This window comes from Pseudomonas sp. Bout1 (genome assembly GCF_034314165.1).
Taxonomy (GTDB): Bacteria; Pseudomonadota; Gammaproteobacteria; order Pseudomonadales; family Pseudomonadaceae; genus Aquipseudomonas.
In genome coordinates this window covers 2,663,852-2,680,870 of sequence record NZ_JAVIWK010000001.1, presented here as the reverse complement: position 1 = coordinate 2,680,870, position 17,019 = coordinate 2,663,852, and the positions used below count along the sequence as shown (strand labels likewise).

Sequence of the window (17,019 nt, the reverse complement as noted above, 5' to 3'; positions counted from 1 at the left end):
ATGATCAAACACTGGATCAACGGCCGTGAGGTCGAAAGCAAAGACACCTTTATCAACTACAACCCGGCCACCGGCGAAGCCATCGGTGAAGTCGCCAGCGGCGGCGCCGATGAAGTGGCGCAGGCGGTAGCGGCAGCCAAGGAGGCCTTTCCGAAGTGGGCAGGCACACCGGCCAAGGAACGGGCCCGCCTGATGCGCAAGCTCGGTGAGCTGATCGAGCAGAACGTGCCGCACCTGGCTGAACTGGAAACCCTCGATACCGGCCTGCCGATCCACCAGACCAAAAACGTATTGATTCCACGCGCCTCCCACAACTTCGATTTCTTCGCCGAAGTGTGCACCCGCATGGACGGCCACAGTTACCCGGTGGACGACCAGATGCTCAACTACACCCTGTACCAGCCGGTGGGTGTGTGCGCGTTGGTGTCGCCGTGGAACGTGCCGTTCATGACGGCCACCTGGAAGACCGCGCCGTGCCTGGCGCTGGGCAATACTGCGGTGCTGAAGATGTCTGAGCTGTCGCCGCTGACGGCCAACGAACTGGGACGCCTGGCGGTCGAAGCCGGGATTCCCAACGGCGTGCTGAATGTGATCCAGGGCTACGGCGCCACCGCCGGCGATGCACTGGTGCGCCACCCCGACGTACGGGCGATTTCCTTCACCGGCGGCACCGCCACCGGCAAGAAGATCATGCAGACCGCCGGGTTGAAAAAGTACTCGATGGAACTGGGCGGCAAGTCGCCGGTGCTGATCTTTGAGGATGCCGACCTGGAGCGCGCCCTCGACGCGGCGCTGTTCACCATCTTCTCGTTGAACGGTGAGCGTTGCACCGCGGGCAGCCGGGTCTTCATTCAGGAGAGCGTGTACCCGCAGTTCGTCGCCGAGTTTGCCGCCCGCGCCAAACGCCTGATCGTCGGCGACCCGCAAGACCCGAAAACCCAGGTTGGCTCGATGATCACCCAGGCCCACTATGACAAGGTCACCGGCTACATCAAGATTGGCCTCGAAGAAGGCGCCACCCTGCTGGCCGGTGGCCTGGAACGCCCGGCCAACCTGCCGGCGCACTTGAGCCGCGGGCAGTTTATCCAGCCGACGGTATTTGCCGATGTGAATAACAACATGCGCATCGCCCAGGAAGAGATCTTTGGCCCGGTGGTGTGCCTGATCCCCTTCAAGGACGAAGCCGAAGCGCTGCAACTGGCCAACGATACCGAGTACGGCCTGGCGTCGTACATCTGGACCCAGGACATCGGCAAGGCGCATCGTCTGGCCTACGGCATCGAAGCCGGCATGGTGTTCATCAACAGCCAGAACGTGCGGGACTTGCGCCAGCCGTTCGGTGGCGTAAAAGGTTCCGGCACTGGCCGTGAAGGCGGCCAGTACAGCTTCGAAGTGTTCGCCGAGATCAAGAACGTGTGCATTTCCATGGGCAGTCACCACATCCCGCGCTGGGGTGTTTGAGTGACCCATGTAGGAGCTGCGATGCAGGCGCTGCGCTCTGCCAGTGACAGCGCGGTGATCCCATCGCAGCCTCGCCTGGGCTCGACAGCTCCCACACTTGATCTTTGACAACACGCTTCCAAGACAAAAACAATTATTCAGGAGAATCATCATGGGCGAAGTCGTCCTGGCCGCGAAGATCTGCCACGTCCCTTCGATGTACCTGTCGGAACTGCCCGGCAAGCACCACGGTTGCCGCGAGGCGGCCATCGCCGGGCACAAGGAAATCGGGCGCCGCGCCCGCGAACTGGGGGCCGACACCGCCGTGGTGTTCGACGTGCACTGGCTGGTCAACAGCGGTTATCACGTCAACTGCGGCGAGCACTTCAAGGGCACCTACACCAGCAACGAGCTGCCGCACTTCATCAAGAACATGGAGTACGAGTACCCGGGCTGCCCGGAACTGGGCGAGTTGATCGCCGCCGAGGCCAACCTGGCCGGCGTGCGCACCATGGCCCACAACATCCCGAGCCTGGAGCTGGAATACGGCACCCTGGTACCGATGCGCTACATGCACATGGGCGTGCCCGACGAGCAGAAGTTTGACGTGATCTCGATCGCCGCGTGGTGCGCCTGGCACCGCCTGCAAGACAGTTTCGCGTTTGGCGCCGCCGTGCGCCGGGCCATCGAGAAGAGCGACCGCAAAGTGCTGGTGCTGGCCTCGGGCTCCCTCTCCCACCGTTTCTCGGACGACCGCGAAGCCGAAGCCAACATCCACAACTGGACCCGTGAATTCGACAAGCAAATGGACCTGCACGTGGTGGAAATGTGGAAGCAAGGCCGCTTCAAAGAGTTCTGCGCGATGCTGCCGGACTACGCCGAGCATTGCTTTGGCGAAGGCAAGATGCACGACACCGCGATGCTTCTGGGACTGCTCGGCGGGCCGGAATACAACAAGCCGGCCGAGATCATCACCCAGCCGTTCGGCAGCTCGGGCACCGGGCAGATCAATGCCGTTTTTCCTTTATGAGCCTTGGTAAAGATCACCTGTAGGAGCTGGCTTGCCTGCGATGCAGGCACCTCGGTGTATCTGTCTCACCGAGTTGGTGCCATCGCAGGCAAGCCAGCTCCCACAAGGAATTCGCTGCACCTCACCCCAAGAGGAGATAGTCACATGCCGCACTTCATTGCCGAATACACCGACAACCTCGAACAGCAGGCCAACCTGCCGGCACTGTTCGAAAAGGTCCACGCCGTGCTGGGCGACAGCGGTGTGTTTCCCCTGGGGGGCATCCGCAGTCGCGGCGTGCGCCTGGACACCTGGCGCATGGCCGACGGCAAGCATGACTACGCCTTCGTCCACATGACCCTCAAGGTCGGCCACGGACGGGACTTGGAAACCCGCAAGGCGGTCGCCGAAGCGCTGTTCACGGTCATCACCGAGCACTTCGCCGAACTGCAAGCCCAGCGGCTGCTGGCGTTGTCGTTCGAGATGATCGAGCTGCACCCCGAGCTGAATTTCAAGCAGAACAACGTGCACGCCTTCCTGAAGAACCAGGCGAGCTGACCACAGCCCGCCTTTCCGCCCATGGCCACTCAAACCAAAAAGAACAACATCATGAGCACAGCCAATACTGCCGACAGCACCACCCTGATCGAACATCAGCGCACCCACAGCCTCGTCACCTGGCGACTGATGCCGTTGTTGCTGATCTGTTACCTGTTTGCCCACCTGGACCGGATCAACATCGGCTTCGCCAAGATGCAGATGAGTACCGACCTGCACTTCAGCGACACGGTGTACGGCCTGGGGGCCGGCCTGTTTTTTATCGCCTACGCGTTGTTCGGCGTACCGAGCAACATGGCCCTGGACCGGGTCGGGCCACGGCGCTGGATCGCCTGCCTGATGGTGGTGTGGGGCCTGCTGTCTACCAGCATGCTGTGGATCGAAAGCTCCACCGGCTTCTACGTGCTGCGCTTTTTGCTGGGGGTGGCCGAGGCCGGTTTCTTCCCGGGGATTTTGGTGTTTCTCAACCGTTGGTACCCGGCCCGTCGCCGGGCGCAAGTCACCGCGCTGTTTGCGATCGCCGTGCCCATGGCCGGTGTGGTCGGCGGGCCGTTGTCTGGTGCGATCCTGGAGCACTTCCATGATTTCGGCGGGCTGCGCGGCTGGCAGTGGATGTTCCTGATCGAAGGCGCCCCAGTGGTACTGCTCGGCCTGGTGGTGCTGAAGTACCTGCCCGACAGCTTCGAAACCGTGAAGTGGCTGGCGCCTGCGCAAAAGCAACAACTGCGCGAGCAACTGAGCAGTGAAGAACAGCGCAAATCCATCACCTCATTCGGCGGCATCGTGCGTGACCCGCAGGTGTGGCTACTGGTGGCGGTGTACTTCGCAGTGATGCTGGCGGTGAACACCCTGGCGTTCTGGATGCCCACCCTGATTCACGGCGCCGGCATCGGCCGCGACAGCCAGGTGGGCCTGTTGAGCGCGGTGCCGTACCTGGCCGGGTGCTTCTTCATGATCGGCTGCGGGCGCTCCTCCGACCGCAACCGCGAGCGCCGCTGGCACTTGTGCGTGCCGTTGCTGATGTCTGCCGTCGGCATTGCAGTGGCCGGGCTCTCGCCCACCAACCCGACCCTGGTGCTGGGCGGCCTGATCCTGGCCGGCATGGGCGCCAGCGCTGCGTTGCCGATGTTCTGGCAATTGCCGCCGGCGTTCCTGTCCAACAGCACCCAGGCGGCCGGCATCGCGCTGATCAGCTCGTTCGGCAGCATCGCCTCGTTCCTGGCGCCGTACCTGATCGGCTGGATGCGCGACACCACCCAAAGCGCGAGCCTGGCCCTGTATGTGCTGGCGCTGCTTATCGCCCTCGGCGGCCTGCTGGTGCTGCGCACCCACGCTGCCATCGTCAATCCCCAGTAGAGAATTCGTCATGCTTGATCAAGCCCAAATCCGGCAAGCCGCCGCCCGCCTCGACCAGGCCGAGCGGTCCCGTGAACAGGTGCGCCAGTTTTCCCTGGAGCACCCGCACATCACCATCGAAGACGCCTATGCCATCCAGCGCGCCTGGGTCGCACAAAAAATCAAGGACGGGCGCAAGCTGGTCGGGCACAAAATCGGCCTCACCTCCCGGGCGATGCAAGTGTCGTCGAACATCACCGAGCCGGATTACGGCGCCCTGCTCGATGACATGTTCTTCGACGAGGGCACCGACATTCCCTTCGAGCGCTTCATCGTGCCAAGGGTGGAAGTGGAGCTGGCATTTATCCTCGGCAAGCCGCTCAAGGGCCCCAACTGCACGATATTCGACGTGCTGGACGCCACCGAGTGGGTGATCCCGGCGCTGGAAATCATCGACGCCCGCATCCAGCAAGTTGACCCGCACACCAACGCCACACGCAAGGTGTTCGACACCATCTCCGACAACGCTGCCAACGCCGGTGTGGTGATGGGCGGCCGTGCAGTGCGCCCCACCGAGATCGACCTGCGCAAGGTGCCGGCGGTGTTGTACCGCAACGGGGTGATCGAAGAGTCCGGGGTGTCGGCCGCCGTGCTCAACCACCCGGCCAAGGGCGTGGCGTGGCTGGCGAACAAACTGGCGCCATACGACGTCACCCTGCAGCCGGGCCAGATCATCCTTGGCGGTTCCTTTACTCGCCCGGTGGCGGCAAACCCGGGTGACACCTTCCATGTCGACTACGACATGCTGGGCTCCATCTCCTGCCGCTTTGTCTGAATACTGGAGGACCGTTTCATGCACATGCCCATCAACCGTTTCAAGCAACGCCTGCAAGGTGGCCAGACGCAGATTGGCCTGTGGCTCGGCCTGGCCGATGCCTACTGCGCCGAGCTGGCGGCGAATGCCGGGTTTGACTGGCTGCTGATCGACGGCGAGCACGCACCCAATGACCTGCGCGGCATGCTCGGCCAATTGCAGGCCGTAGCGCCGTACGACAGCCAGCCGGTGATTCGCCCGGTGATCGGCGATACCGCGTTGATCAAGCAGGTGCTGGATATTGGTGTGCAGACGCTGTTGGTGCCGATGGTGGAGACGGCGGAACAGGCCCGGCAACTGGTGCGGGCGATGCGTTATCCACCGGGTGGTGTACGGGGCGTGGGCAGCGCGCTGGCGCGGGCGTCGCGCTGGAACAGTATTCCCGGTTACCTGGATGAGGCCGATGCGCAGATGTGCCTGTTGGTGCAGATCGAGAACCGTGAAGGCCTGGACAACCTCGATGCGATTGCCGCGGTTGACGGAGTGGACGGGGTATTTATCGGCCCGGCGGACCTGAGTGCGGCCATGGGGCATCGGGGCAATCCCGGGCACCCCGAGGTGCAGGCAGCGATTGAAGACGCCATCGTCCGGATTCAAAAAGCCGGCAAGGCGGCGGGGATCTTGAGTGCGGATGAGAAACTGGCGCGGCGGTATATCGAGCTGGGGGCGGCGTTTGTGGCGGTCGGGGTGGATACGACGGTGTTGATGCGCGGGTTGCAGGGGTTGGCTGCGAAGTTCAAAGACACTGCGGCACCGGCCACTACCGGGGGCGTGTACTAACCCCGTCAAACAACAGAGATCAACTGTGGGAGCTGGCTTGCCTGCGATAGCATCACCTCGGTGTACCTGAAGGACCGAGGCGCCTGCATCGCAGGCAAGCCAGCTCCCACATTTGAATCGGTGGTGTGTCAGCGTTTGATGGTTTTCAACTCATCCAGCAACCCCAACAACACCTGCAATTTCTCCTCCCCAAACTGCCCCTGCAAGCGCTGGTAATTTTCCTCCATGCACTGGCTCATCGACTCGAAACTGGCTTTGCCCTTCTCTGCCAGCGTCACCAGCACCCGCCGCTGATCCTGCTCGGCCTTGCGCCGATGCACCATCCCCGCCGCCTCCATGCGCACCAGCACACCGGTCATGCTCGGCTTGAGAATGCACGCCAGTTCCGCCAGTTGGTAAATCTCCAGCTCGTCGTGCTGGCTGAGAATTCGAATAACCCGCCATTGCTGCTCGGTCAGCCCGTGCTCATTCAGCGAGGGTCGGAAAAAACTCATGGCCGCTTCACGGGCCTGGAGCAAGGTCAAGGTCAAGGATTGTCTGGGTTTCAACATAGGCTCAGGGTCACGATAAATTTAGTTAATGTTTTAACGAAACTCTAACACTCTCCTCCCCACCTCACGCTATAACTTGTGAGGCCGGCGAAGGCTCTGGCGCGCAGGAACAAAAAGCCCGGCACGCAGAATCAAGACATCCAGCGCGCCAACGGCCTTAATACGCTCATTAGCTATTCACTGTCAGGCAGCGCAATGATCAATATCGAAACGCCGACCTATTACACGGCGACCAAGAAATACAACCTCAGCTTCCCGACCCTGGAACAGGACGTGGAAGCCGACGTGGTGATCATCGGCGGCGGCTTTTCCGGGATCAACACCGCCCTGGAACTCGCTGAAAAAGGCATCACCAACATAGTGGTGCTGGAAGCGCGTTACCTGGGTTTTGGCGGCACAGGGCGCAACGGTGGGCAGATCATGGCGGGTATTGGCCACGACCTGGAAAAGATCAAGCAGGACGTGGGTGAAGACGGCCTGCGCCAGATCTTCGAGATCAGCGACCTGGGCGCCGACATCATCAAGAACCGCATCGCCAAGTACGACATCGATGCCGACTTCTGCCACGGCTACGGCTACATGGGCTTCAACGCCCGCCAGGAAAAGACCCTGCGCGCCTGGGAAAAAGACTTCAAGTCCATCAACACCCAACACGAGATCCGCTTTCTTGGCGGCTCCGACGTGAAGCAGATCATCGGCTCCGACGCCTACAGCAGCGCCCTGCTGCACATGGGCGGCGGGCATGTGCACTCGTTGAACCTGCTTTTGGGCGAAGCCAAGGCCCTGGCCGGCCACGGCGTGCGGATTTTCGAGAACAGCCCGGCGCTGGAAGTCAGCTACGGCGAACGCATCACCGTGCGCACCGGACGCGGTTCGGTCAAGGCCAGCAAGCTGCTGTGGGCCTGCGACAGTTTCCTCAACAAGCTGGAGCCGGAACTGCACCGTTCGACCATCAACACCTACGCGTTCCAGATGATGACCGAGCCGTTGTCCGAAGAGCTGATCAAGCGCATCAGCCCGATTCGCGGGGCTTACAGCGACATTCGCCCAGTGATCGACTACTACCGCGTCACCAACGAAAACCGCCTGCTGTTTGGCGCCGCCACGCCTTTGGTGGAGCACATCCCCGGCGATTTGAAAGCCTGGAACCGCAACCTGATGCTGAAGATTTTCCCATACCTCAAGGACGTGAAGATCGACCTGGCCTGGGGCGGCCCGATGGCCTGCAGCCCGAACCTGTTCCCGCAGGTCGGCACCCTGCCCGGGCGCAGCAACGCGTTCTACGTGCAGGGCTATTCGGGCTTCGGCGTCACCCCAAGCCACATCATCTGCAAGGTGCTGGCCGAGGGCATGAGCGAAGGTTCGGCGCGGTACGACCTGGTCAGCTCGATCCACCGCCCGACCATCATCGGCAAAGACGCGATCCGCCCGCTGCTGCTCACCGCCGGCAAGTCGTGGCATCAGCTCTCCGGTTACTGGAACGGCCGCCGTTAAAACCCAACACCCGACACCTGACACCTGTAGGAGCGAGCTTGCTCGCGAAAAACTCAAGGCCGGCGCGTTAATCCAGGACGCCCGCGCCCCCATTGCCCCAAATTCCCCCTCATCAGGAGCAACTGCCATGACCCTCGTCACCCTCAAAAAAGACATCCAGCTATCCGAACTCGACGCCTGGGGCACCGTCGCCGACCTCGGCTCGACCATCCTCGAAGGCGAAGTCCGGGCCTTCGGCAAGATGACCTTCGGCGCCCCCACCGACCCGGTCAGCAGCGCCTATTTCGGCATCACCCAGGGCAAGTTCCGCATGGTCTATCCATTTTCCGAACAAGCCGTGGTGGTCACCGGCGAAGTGGTACTCACCGACGAATCCACCGGCCAAAGCACCCGCTACAAGGCCGGCGACAGCTGGTTCGTGACCAAGGGCACGCCGGTGCTGTGGGAAGTGGTGAGCGAAAGTTTCGTCAAACACTACTTCGCCGTAGTGTGATAGCCCCGGCTGCCGGCCCCCGTCGGCAGCCCTTTGGCGCAGGTGCCCACCGATGCACACTCTCCCCGCCCATGAAGTCGCCGGCCAGTGCCTGCAGGCTTTCACCCGCTTGATTCCGGTCAGCCAGGCCGCGTTTTATTGTGTCGACCGGCACCTGCAAGCCCGCGATTTCCAGTTGCACAGCATGAGCGGCGAGATGCACCGCGACTACCTCGACAACTACTGCCAGTTCGACCCGTTGCAACCGCGCAACTGCCTGTCCAGCGGGTTGGCCGTGGTGCCGCTGGGCTTTGCCATGGCCCGCCAGCCGGCGCGGGATACCCGGCGGTATGGGGATTTCCTGCGGCGCTATGGCGTGGTCGATGTGGTGGAAATCCTGGCCCAGCGTGCCGGCCGGCCCCAGGCGGGGATCTCGTTGCTGCGCACCGCTGACCAAGGCGCCTTTACCGGCGCGCAACTGGCCCAACTGAACGCCCTGCAAACCTTGCTGCAACTGGCCGTAGCCAACATGCAGCCAGCTGAAGACGCACTGGCTTGCCTCACGCCCAAGGAACGCCAGATAGCCTTGTTGTTGCGCCAGGGTGCCAGTAACAAAGAGCTGGCCCGGGAACTTGAAATCGGCCTGCCGACCATCAAGACCCACCTGATCAACCTGTTTCGCAAGACCGGCGTCAGCAGCCGCACAGAGCTGGTGAGCACGCTGTTTCTGTAGCCCGCCTCAACCATCCGGTTGATACCCGGGCCTGCTTCCGGGCGCGATGATCCGTGGTGTTCATCCCCCTACCGGAGCATCGTAAAAATGAGCACATCTTCTGACTGGATCACCGTGGGCGCCCTGGCCGACGGTTTCGCCCCAGCGGCGTTCATCCTGCCAAACCTGGCCGACCTGAGCGGCAAGGCCTTTACGCTGTACTTCGCCAATGGCTGGCAGATCGAGCATCGCTTCGAGCGCGACAGCCTGTCCTGGATCGCCGCCGACGGTCACTCCAGCGGCAGCGCAACCTACCGCGCGACCTCGGTGCGCCCCGGCCTGTACCTGGTGGACTTCATCAAGCACGAAGGCACCCAGGCCTGGTCGGTCAGCCTGGTACTCGACACCGCCAGCGCCTCGTTCACCGCGGTACTTGGGCGGATGCCAACCCACGAGCAAACCCGCGAAGGCCTCTACAGCCGCGCCCTGGCCGGCAAACCGCTGACATCCGTGGAAGTGCAATTCCTCCACGGCAGCCTCGACCGCCCCTGGCAGCCAGGCCAATGTCCCCACGCCCCCACCACTGAACTGACCGGCTTGCGCAACCAGTACCGCTACAGCCCGAGCGAAGTCTACGAGCACATCTACCTCAACGATCAGTTCTACGCCTGGCAATGCCTCAAGGGCGTCGAGCAAGGCCTGTGCGACACCGACCGCTGCCACTACTACAAGATCGCCGACCAGCTGTACCTGTTTGTGTGGCGCGAAAAAATCATCCCCACCCTCGGCCTGGTGCTGATCGACCTGCAACAGCACCGCAGCGACGGCAAGATCTTTGGCTATGCCGACGCCTCCTTCGATGAGCTGTCTAACTTCCCTATCAGCTCCTACTGCCAGGTGCTCAACCGCACGGAGCATCCCGATGACTGAGCCGCGCACGATTGTGATCACCGGGGCGGGCACGGGCATCGGTGCTGCGTGCGCCCGGCTGTACGCCGCCGACGGTGCGCAATTGGTCCTGATCGGCCGTCGTCGCGACCCGCTGGAACAGGTTGCCCGGGACACCGGCGGCCTCGTGTTGGTAGGTGATGCGGCCTGCCCGCAGACGTGGGAGGGTTTCGCCACGCAGATTCGCCAACGCTATGGGCGGATCGACGTGCTGCTGGCCTGTGCGGGCGGGCATGGCGTTGGCAGCGCCACCGACACCAGCCCGCAGACCTGGGAAGCAGCGCTGCGCAGCAACCTCGACAGCGCCTTTTACAGTGCCCGGGCGTGTTTGCCGCTGCTGCTGGAAAGCGCCGGGAATATTGTGCTGATGGGCTCGATTGCCTCCCTGGCCGCCGGGCCTGAAGTGTGCGGCTACACCACGGCCAAGCATGCCTTGCTCGGACTCAATCGCTCACTGGCCCGGGATTACGGCCCGCACGGCGTTCGGGTGAACGCCGTGTGCCCCGGCTGGGTCCGCACACCGATGGCGGATGAGGAAATGCAGCCGCTGATGGATTTTCATGGCGAGACGCTGCAGCACGCCTATGACCGGGTGTGCGCCGACGTGCCGTTGCGCCGGCCGGCCAGCGCTGAAGAAATCGCCAGGGTGTGCCGCTTCCTGGCGTCCAGTGACGCGTCGATTATTACCGGGGCAACGTTGGTGGCGGACGGAGGCTCAAGCATTGTCGATGTGCCAACGCTGGCCTATGCGCGTATGGAGCTTTCTGATGGTTGAGGATCTGGATTTCAGCGGTCGCAGCGTATTGGTCACCGGCGGCGCCCAGGGCATTGGGCGGGCCATTGTCGAGGCCTTTGCCCTGCGAGGTGCGCGGGTAATGATCGCTGATCTGCAACTGGCCCAGGCACTTGCGCAAGCGCTATGCGGGCGCGGCTGCCAGGTGGAAGCAGTGGCTGTGGACCTGGCAGATGCAGCTGCGGTATTCGGGCTGGTTGAAGGGCTGGAACAACGTTGGGGGCGGCTGGATATTCTGGTGCATAACGCCGGGTATTTTCCGCTGACGCCGTTTGGCGAAATCACCCCGGCGATTCTCGAGCGTACTTTGGCGGTGAATCTCTCGGCGTTGTTCTGGCTGACCCAGGCGGCGCTGCCGATGTTTCGTCGCCAGGGCCGGGGCTGCGTGCTGGTCACGTCTTCAGTCACCGGGCCCCGGGTCGCGTTTGCGGGGTTGAGTCACTATGCGGCGTCGAAGGCCGGGGTCAACGGCTTCATTCGCAATGCGGCGCTGGAGCTGGCCGGTTTGAATGTGCGAGTCAACGGTGTGGAACCCGGCATGATCGCAACCCCGGCTATGGGCAATCTGGGGGATGACCAGTTGAACGCACAGATTGCCAGCCGGGTGCCGCTGGGACGGCTGGGCGCGCCGGCAGATATCGCCGGGGCGATGCTGTTCCTGGCATCGGACCTGGCGGGCTACATCACTGGGCAAACGCTGGTGGTGGATGGCGGCTCGACCTTGCCGGAGGTTTAACGAAACATCCTACCGAACTGCCGGATAACCTCTACTCCCCCGCCCTGAGAATCTCTGCAAAGTCCCTCGCCTGATCACACAGCGCGAGGGAACGCCGATGTTTTTTACGCTTAATGCCCTACCCAGTGGGGCCGCCTCTTGAATCCCGCCATTGGCTTTCTGGTCGTGGCGGCGATGGACCCGAAGACGCGCGACGTCGATGCGGTTCTCAACGACTTCACGCATTGCCTGAACAGCTACGACGCATGGGCCGAGAGCTTCTGGAGCTTTTCGGCACTGGACGTCGAGCAGGTGTTCAAGGTGGGGGATGAGGTTTCGCTGGTCGCACCTATCACCCGTTCCTTGTATCCCAGCAGCACCGTCGCGACCTGCAAGGCCAACGCGCCGTTAACCCTGGTGCATATGTTCCAGAGCACGCGGTTCGTGCCCATCGGCAATACACCGGTGATGCTCCAGGAAATCGCACCAGACGGTGGCCCGCTCGGCGCCCCCCTCCATAAAACCATCGGCCCCAGCGGCATGCTCGAAGTCACCGAGTGCACCGTCGACAAGCAGTACCGGGTCAGTTTTTATCCCAACGTTTCCCAGGATCACATCAAGGCGCTGTACGCCTCCTATCAGTCCGAGATCAGCTCGCTGGAAGGCCGCTTGCGCGGCGAGTGGACGAGCACGTTCAAGCCGATATGGGAGAGCTATTCCAAGGCCGGCTTTGTCGAGCGCTACACCTCGCTGCAAATGGCTTATGCGCAAGGGTTTGGCAACGTGCTTTACGGCCTCTGGGACGGTATTGCGCAGCTGTACCAGTGGTTGGCATACATCAAGCCCAACAGCGAAAAGCTTCTGCAGTACCTCTCCCAGGCCGAGCTTGCGGCGCTGCTGAAGCTCAGTAATGAGGCGATTGCCAAAGGATTGTTGATTCTCAGCGACGAGCCGCTGCTATTCGTCTACCTGTCCGCGATGGTCAGTTGGATGCGCATGCTGCCGCCGCATTACATGCTTGAGTTGCTGGGGGAGATCACTACTGAGGTGTTGCTCAACCTGCTGTTGCTGTGGGCCACCGGCGGTATGGGTGTGGCGGTAAGGCTGGGCGCGCAGGTGCTGGGCAAGGTCAAGTCCGAGCGGGCGCGGGAGTGGTTGGAGCAGATTGCAAGATTGGGCGGGACGGCTCGGATGGATGGGCATGCCGAGGTGCTTAAGCCGGTAGCGCTTCAGAGCCATGCAGTGCCGGTGAAAGCGGCGGCGGTGCCGTTGAAGGTGGGTCCAGATCAGGTTTCGAATCCGGCACCGATGGTGCGGGAGCCGAAGACAGCGCGTACGACGCTGGTGAAGCAGGAGCCTGTGGATGATGCGCCGGCTTTAGCGAAAAACCCTGGCGGAGATGCGGCCGCTCCCGCAGATAAGACCGCAACCAATGGCTGCCCGGTGTCGATGGTTACCGGTGAGGAGCTACTGACCCTCACGGACGGCTCGTTGGAGGGTGTGCTGCCATTTGCCTGGACGCGGTTGTATCGCTCCAGTGCGGTGGAGGTGGATTGCGGGCTGGGATTTGGCTGGAGTCATTCGCTGGCGCAGCGGTTGGTGGTTAGCGGTGAATCGGTGGTATGGACCGATCACGAGAACCGCAGCACCACCTTTCCCCTGCCCTCTGCTGCGCGGCCAGCCATCACCAATAGCCTGGCGGAAGCGGCGATTTATCTGGGCGCTTTGCCGGATGAATTGGTGCTGGCTCAGACGGCCCTTTTCTACCACTTTCGCGACGGTGTGCTGACGTCGATCAGTGACGCGTACGACAACCGGCTGCGCATTTCCCGCGATTATTCCGGACGCATTCAGCGGATCGATAACGGCGTCGGCCAGGGGTTGCTGCTGCGGTATGACCGCGGGCATATCGTTGCGGTCGACTATCAGGTGCAGCGGGAGCTGGACTGGATTACCGAACAGAACGTTGTTTCCTACAAGTATGACGACGCTTGGCGGTTGATTGAGGCGACCAACGCGGTAGGCGAAAGCGAGCGTTATCGGTACGACGATCAGCAGGTGATCCTGGAGCGGGAACTGGCTGGTGGGGCGAGTTTCTTTTGGGAGTGGGAACGGGCTGGCAAGGCGGCGCGATGCGTCCGTCACTGGGCCAGTTTTTCGCAGATGGACACGCGGTATGTGTGGGATGACAACAGCTGTGTCACCGTGCACAACGCCGATGGCAGCCAGGAAGTGTACGTGCACGACCAGCGCGCACGGCTGGTGCAACGGATTGATCCAGACGGCGCGCAGCACTTCAAATCCTACGATGAAAAAGGCCGGCTGACGGTCGAGCAGGATCCGCTGGGGGCGGTGACGGCGTATCAATACGACGAAGCCGGTCGGTTGATTGCGCTGTTTCCCGGTGACGATGCGCCGACGTCCTACGAGCATGACAACGGTTTCGTACGGCTAATGCGCCGTGGTGACGCGGTGTGGAAATACCAGCGTAACGACCAGGGCGATATCACCCGCAAGACGGATCCGGATGGTAACTACACCGAATACACCTACACCAAACACGGAAAACTCTCCGGCGTCTGGTATCCGGACAACAGCAGCCAGCGGCTGACCTGGAACGAGCGTGGTCAGCTCACCGAGGAAAAACTGGCCAATGGCGGTGTGCGGCGTTATCGCTATGACGACCTGGGGCGGCAGGTGGCTTGCGAGGATGAGCACGGTGCGCTGACCCAGTATCAGTGGGACGCTGTAGGTCGTTTGCTGAAGGTGATTCAGCCCGACGGTGGCACTCGCGAATTCAGCTACAACCCGTACGGAAAAATCACCGCCGAGCGCGATGAACTGGGTCGGGTTACGCGCTATGAGTACGCCGACGGTCTGCACCTGATCAGCCGGCGCATTAACCCCGACGGCACGCAGCTCAAATACCGTTACGACAATGTCCGGTTGCTACTGACCGAGATTGAAAACGAGGTTGGGGAAACCTATCGGCTCGACTATCACGCCAACGGCCTGATCCAGCAGGAAACCGGGTTTGATGGCCGCCGTACCGCCTACGTTTATGACCTCGCCGGGCACCTGCTGGAAAAGACCGAATACGGTGACGATGGCAGCCAGCTGGTTACCCGATATGAGCGCGATGTAGCCGGTCGCCTCGTAAGAAAAACCCTGCCCGACCGCAGCATGGTCGATTACACCTACGACCGCCTCGGAAACCTTCTCAGCGTCGACGACGGCCACTGGCCGCTGCATTACGAATACGACCTGCAAAACCGCCTCACCGCCGAACACCAAGGCTGGGGCACCCTGCGTTATGGCTACGACGAATGCGGCCAACTCGAAAAATTACGCCTTCCCGATAACAACCGCCTCACCTTCCATCACGACAAAGGCGGCGACCTCGCCACCGTCGAGCTGAATGGCAACCTGCTCACTTCGCACCTGTTCAAATCCGGTCGCGAACACCAGCGCCAGCAAGGCCAGCTCCTCAGCCACTATCACTACGACGACCAGGGCCGCCTGCACGCCCACGCCATCACCCAACAGGAACAACGCCACCAGCGCCGCCAGTACGACTACGACAAACGCGGCAACCTGACCCGCATCCTCGACACCCGTAAAGGCCAGCACGACTACCACTACGACCCGCTCGACCGCCTGACCCGCGCCAACCACTCGCACGACCGGCAGGAACGCTTCGTCCACGATCCAGCGGGCAACCTGCTGATGCAAGACCGCGTCGGGCCGAGCGTGATCAAAGGCAACCGCCTGTTGATGCAAGGCGACCGTCATTACGACTACGACGCCTTCGGCAACCTCCTACGGGAACGCCGGGGCCGTGCTCAACAACTGGTCACCGAGTACCGCTACGACTGCCAACACCGACTGATTGCTGTCATCCAGCCGGACGGTACCCACGCCAGCTACCGCTACGATCCCTTCGGGCGGCGAATCGCCAAAACCCTAAAAGGCCAGACCACCGAGTTCTTCTGGCAAGGCGATACCCTGATCGCCGAACACAGCGCCGATCACCACCAGAGCTACATTTACGAACCCAACAGTTTTCGCCCGTTAGCGCTGCTGAAAGGCTACGGCCCGGAAGCCGTAAAACCCTTCCACTACCAACTCGACCACCTCGGCACGCCACAAGAACTCACCGCGCCCGACGGCGAAATAGTGTGGTCAGCGCATTACCGCGCCTATGGCCAAATCGCGAAGCTGGACGTCAATACCGTCACCAACCCGCTGCGCTTCCAGGGCCAATACTTCGACCCGGAAAGCGGGCTGCACTACAACCGCCATCGCTACTACAATCCGGACGTTGGCCGCTATCTAACGCCTGATCCGGTGAAACTGGCAGGTGGGCTGAACGGCTACCAATACGTGCCTAACCCTACGGGGTGGATTGACCCGTTGGGGTTGAATACCTGCCCGGGAGGAGACGGCTGTAAGCCAACCATTGGCGCCACTGAGCCTTCTGTAGAAGCATCAGTTAATAAAGCAGAACCCAAACAACCGGCACCAGATGGAAGCGAGGAGTATCTTTTTCGCGGAGATAAAACCAAGCCAGATGTAGTGTTCAAAGACGGCTTCAAAAGCAAGGGTGCTAGTGAAGATTTATACTTGCATGCCATTGATAGTGACGACCCTCCAAGCAATTTTATTAGTACGTCCCCCATAAAAGCCGTAGGAATAAACTTCGCCACTAGCTACAAAACAAAACCAGGTTATCTATACACTCTAAGGAGCATCGTCGGTCACGACCTAAATACAGAATTAGGGATGCAAGCCCCCTACCCAAAAGAAAAAGAATTTGCCATTCACCACAGAATACACACAGAGGACATTCTAGGCGTTACCCCTATGAAAAAAGACGGAAGCTACGTAGGCTATTCAATTCCAAATCCGAGCAGGAAAATAGAATGAAGACTAAAAAAATATACATCCTGACTAACAATCAAAAAAAAGAGGCATTTATAAAATACGACGATGAAAAGCTTATCCTGACTTTTTCCGAGGCCGAAAATTTCAAAAAAATCTACTCTGGAAAAGATATATATGTTTGCCTCGCAAAAGTCAGATCAGACTTTCCCCACCTGACCTTTCTATGTAAAGGCGCAAAATTAAACGTCATGCCTTCCAGAATGGCATCTCAAATGGGCGCTGGGCTTGTCGCTTATCAAATGACGATGGGCAAGCCCGCCCTTCCAGAGGATATAGTTCACATTTTTGATTACGAAGAGGAAAACCTGACAAATGACCCACAAGAACAAATTACTTTTTTTAAAACCTGGCTTGCATCGTTAAGCGCCGAAAAATACGAAGACTTCAACTAAGC

15 protein-coding genes are annotated in these 17,019 nt (G+C 61.0%); 14 read left to right on the top strand and 1 reads right to left on the bottom strand.

What is annotated here, in order from left to right:
• From hpaE to hpaI, 6 genes are all read left to right on the top strand, one after another.
• Positions 1-1,461: a 5-carboxymethyl-2-hydroxymuconate semialdehyde dehydrogenase gene (hpaE, locus tag RGV33_RS12510; RefSeq protein WP_322144482.1), complete on the top strand. Its 1,461-nt coding sequence runs from the start codon at positions 1-3 to the stop codon at positions 1,459-1,461.
• Positions 1,462-1,612: 151 nt separating this feature from the next.
• Complete coding sequence (hpaD, locus tag RGV33_RS12505) at positions 1,613-2,470, top strand: 3,4-dihydroxyphenylacetate 2,3-dioxygenase (protein WP_322144481.1); 858 nt, start codon at positions 1,613-1,615, stop codon at positions 2,468-2,470.
• 144 nt (positions 2,471-2,614) lie between these two features.
• Positions 2,615-3,007: a 5-carboxymethyl-2-hydroxymuconate isomerase gene (locus RGV33_RS12500; protein WP_322144480.1), complete on the top strand. Its 393-nt coding sequence runs from the start codon at positions 2,615-2,617 to the stop codon at positions 3,005-3,007.
• A 51-nt stretch (positions 3,008-3,058) separates the two neighbouring features.
• Complete coding sequence (locus RGV33_RS12495; protein ID WP_322144479.1) at positions 3,059-4,363, top strand: MFS transporter; 1,305 nt, start codon at positions 3,059-3,061, stop codon at positions 4,361-4,363.
• A gap of 10 nt (positions 4,364-4,373) precedes the next feature.
• Positions 4,374-5,177 carry a 2-oxo-hept-4-ene-1,7-dioate hydratase gene (hpaH, locus tag RGV33_RS12490; RefSeq protein ID WP_322144478.1) on the top strand — a complete coding sequence of 268 codons (804 nt, stop codon included), beginning with the start codon at positions 4,374-4,376 and terminating at the stop codon, positions 5,175-5,177.
• 18 nt (positions 5,178-5,195) lie between these two features.
• Positions 5,196-5,996 (top strand): 4-hydroxy-2-oxoheptanedioate aldolase, encoded by an 801-nt coding sequence (hpaI, locus tag RGV33_RS12485; RefSeq protein WP_322144477.1) that lies wholly within the window; start codon positions 5,196-5,198, stop codon positions 5,994-5,996.
• 128 nt (positions 5,997-6,124) lie between these two features.
• Here the strand turns inward: hpaI and hpaR are convergent, their stop codons facing one another.
• Positions 6,125-6,547 carry a homoprotocatechuate degradation operon regulator HpaR gene (hpaR, locus tag RGV33_RS12480; RefSeq protein WP_010175444.1) on the bottom strand — a complete coding sequence of 141 codons (423 nt, stop codon included), beginning with the start codon at positions 6,545-6,547 and terminating at the stop codon, positions 6,125-6,127.
• Positions 6,548-6,742: 195 nt separating this feature from the next.
• On the opposite strand from hpaR, the gene RGV33_RS12475 reads away from it, so the two are divergent.
• The 8 genes from RGV33_RS12475 to RGV33_RS12440 all read left to right on the top strand — a co-directional run bounded on the left by RGV33_RS12475 (position 6,743) and on the right by RGV33_RS12440 (position 17,017).
• A complete protein-coding gene (locus RGV33_RS12475) occupies positions 6,743-8,041 on the top strand; it encodes an FAD-binding oxidoreductase (RefSeq protein ID WP_322144476.1) in 1,299 nt (432 codons plus the stop codon).
• Between the two features lie 127 nt (positions 8,042-8,168).
• Entirely contained in the window at positions 8,169-8,534 is a 366-nt protein-coding gene (locus RGV33_RS12470) for a cupin domain-containing protein (protein WP_322144475.1), read from the top strand.
• A 52-nt stretch (positions 8,535-8,586) separates the two neighbouring features.
• Positions 8,587-9,246: a helix-turn-helix transcriptional regulator gene (locus RGV33_RS12465; RefSeq protein ID WP_322144474.1), complete on the top strand. Its 660-nt coding sequence runs from the start codon at positions 8,587-8,589 to the stop codon at positions 9,244-9,246.
• 87 nt (positions 9,247-9,333) lie between these two features.
• Positions 9,334-10,155 carry a molybdenum cofactor biosynthesis F family protein gene (locus RGV33_RS12460; RefSeq protein ID WP_322144473.1) on the top strand — a complete coding sequence of 274 codons (822 nt, stop codon included), beginning with the start codon at positions 9,334-9,336 and terminating at the stop codon, positions 10,153-10,155.
• Positions 10,148-10,948, top strand: coding sequence for an SDR family oxidoreductase (locus RGV33_RS12455; protein ID WP_322144472.1), 801 nt, complete (start codon positions 10,148-10,150; stop codon positions 10,946-10,948). Before RGV33_RS12460 ends, RGV33_RS12455 begins: the two co-directional genes overlap by 8 nt.
• Positions 10,941-11,702 (top strand): SDR family oxidoreductase, encoded by a 762-nt coding sequence (locus tag RGV33_RS12450; RefSeq protein WP_322144471.1) that lies wholly within the window; start codon positions 10,941-10,943, stop codon positions 11,700-11,702. The genes RGV33_RS12455 and RGV33_RS12450 overlap by 8 nt, the downstream gene beginning before the upstream one ends.
• A gap of 174 nt (positions 11,703-11,876) precedes the next feature.
• On the top strand, positions 11,877-16,607 hold the full coding sequence (locus tag RGV33_RS12445; RefSeq protein ID WP_322148664.1) for an RHS repeat-associated core domain-containing protein: 4,731 nt from the start codon (positions 11,877-11,879) through the stop codon (positions 16,605-16,607).
• Positions 16,604-17,017: a hypothetical protein gene (locus tag RGV33_RS12440; protein WP_322144470.1), complete on the top strand. Its 414-nt coding sequence runs from the start codon at positions 16,604-16,606 to the stop codon at positions 17,015-17,017. Before RGV33_RS12445 ends, RGV33_RS12440 begins: the two co-directional genes overlap by 4 nt.
• Positions 17,018-17,019 lie beyond the last annotated feature (2 nt).

Bases quoted from the DNA above. Each gene is read 5' to 3' on its own strand.
- RGV33_RS12455 (WP_322144472.1), top strand. From the start codon at position 10,148: ATGACTGAGCCGCGCACGATTGTGATCACCGGGGCGGGCACGGGCATC.
- hpaH (WP_322144478.1), top strand. From the start codon at position 4,374: ATGCTTGATCAAGCCCAAATCCGGCAAGCCGCCGCCCGCCTCGACCAG.
- RGV33_RS12460 (WP_322144473.1), top strand. From the start codon at position 9,334: ATGAGCACATCTTCTGACTGGATCACCGTGGGCGCCCTGGCCGACGGT.
- hpaD (WP_322144481.1), top strand. From the start codon at position 1,613: ATGGGCGAAGTCGTCCTGGCCGCGAAGATCTGCCACGTCCCTTCGATG.
- RGV33_RS12465 (WP_322144474.1), top strand. From the start codon at position 8,587: ATGCACACTCTCCCCGCCCATGAAGTCGCCGGCCAGTGCCTGCAGGCT.
- RGV33_RS12450 (WP_322144471.1), top strand. From the start codon at position 10,941: ATGGTTGAGGATCTGGATTTCAGCGGTCGCAGCGTATTGGTCACCGGC.
- hpaI (WP_322144477.1), top strand. From the start codon at position 5,196: ATGCACATGCCCATCAACCGTTTCAAGCAACGCCTGCAAGGTGGCCAG.
- RGV33_RS12495 (WP_322144479.1), top strand. From the start codon at position 3,059: ATGAGCACAGCCAATACTGCCGACAGCACCACCCTGATCGAACATCAG.
- hpaE (WP_322144482.1), top strand. From the start codon at position 1: ATGATCAAACACTGGATCAACGGCCGTGAGGTCGAAAGCAAAGACACC.
- RGV33_RS12445 (WP_322148664.1), top strand. From the start codon at position 11,877: ATGGACCCGAAGACGCGCGACGTCGATGCGGTTCTCAACGACTTCACG.
- RGV33_RS12470 (WP_322144475.1), top strand. From the start codon at position 8,169: ATGACCCTCGTCACCCTCAAAAAAGACATCCAGCTATCCGAACTCGAC.
- hpaR (WP_010175444.1), bottom strand. From the start codon at position 6,547: ATGTTGAAACCCAGACAATCCTTGACCTTGACCTTGCTCCAGGCCCGT.
- RGV33_RS12440 (WP_322144470.1), top strand. From the start codon at position 16,604: ATGAAGACTAAAAAAATATACATCCTGACTAACAATCAAAAAAAAGAG.
- RGV33_RS12500 (WP_322144480.1), top strand. From the start codon at position 2,615: ATGCCGCACTTCATTGCCGAATACACCGACAACCTCGAACAGCAGGCC.
- RGV33_RS12475 (WP_322144476.1), top strand. From the start codon at position 6,743: ATGATCAATATCGAAACGCCGACCTATTACACGGCGACCAAGAAATAC.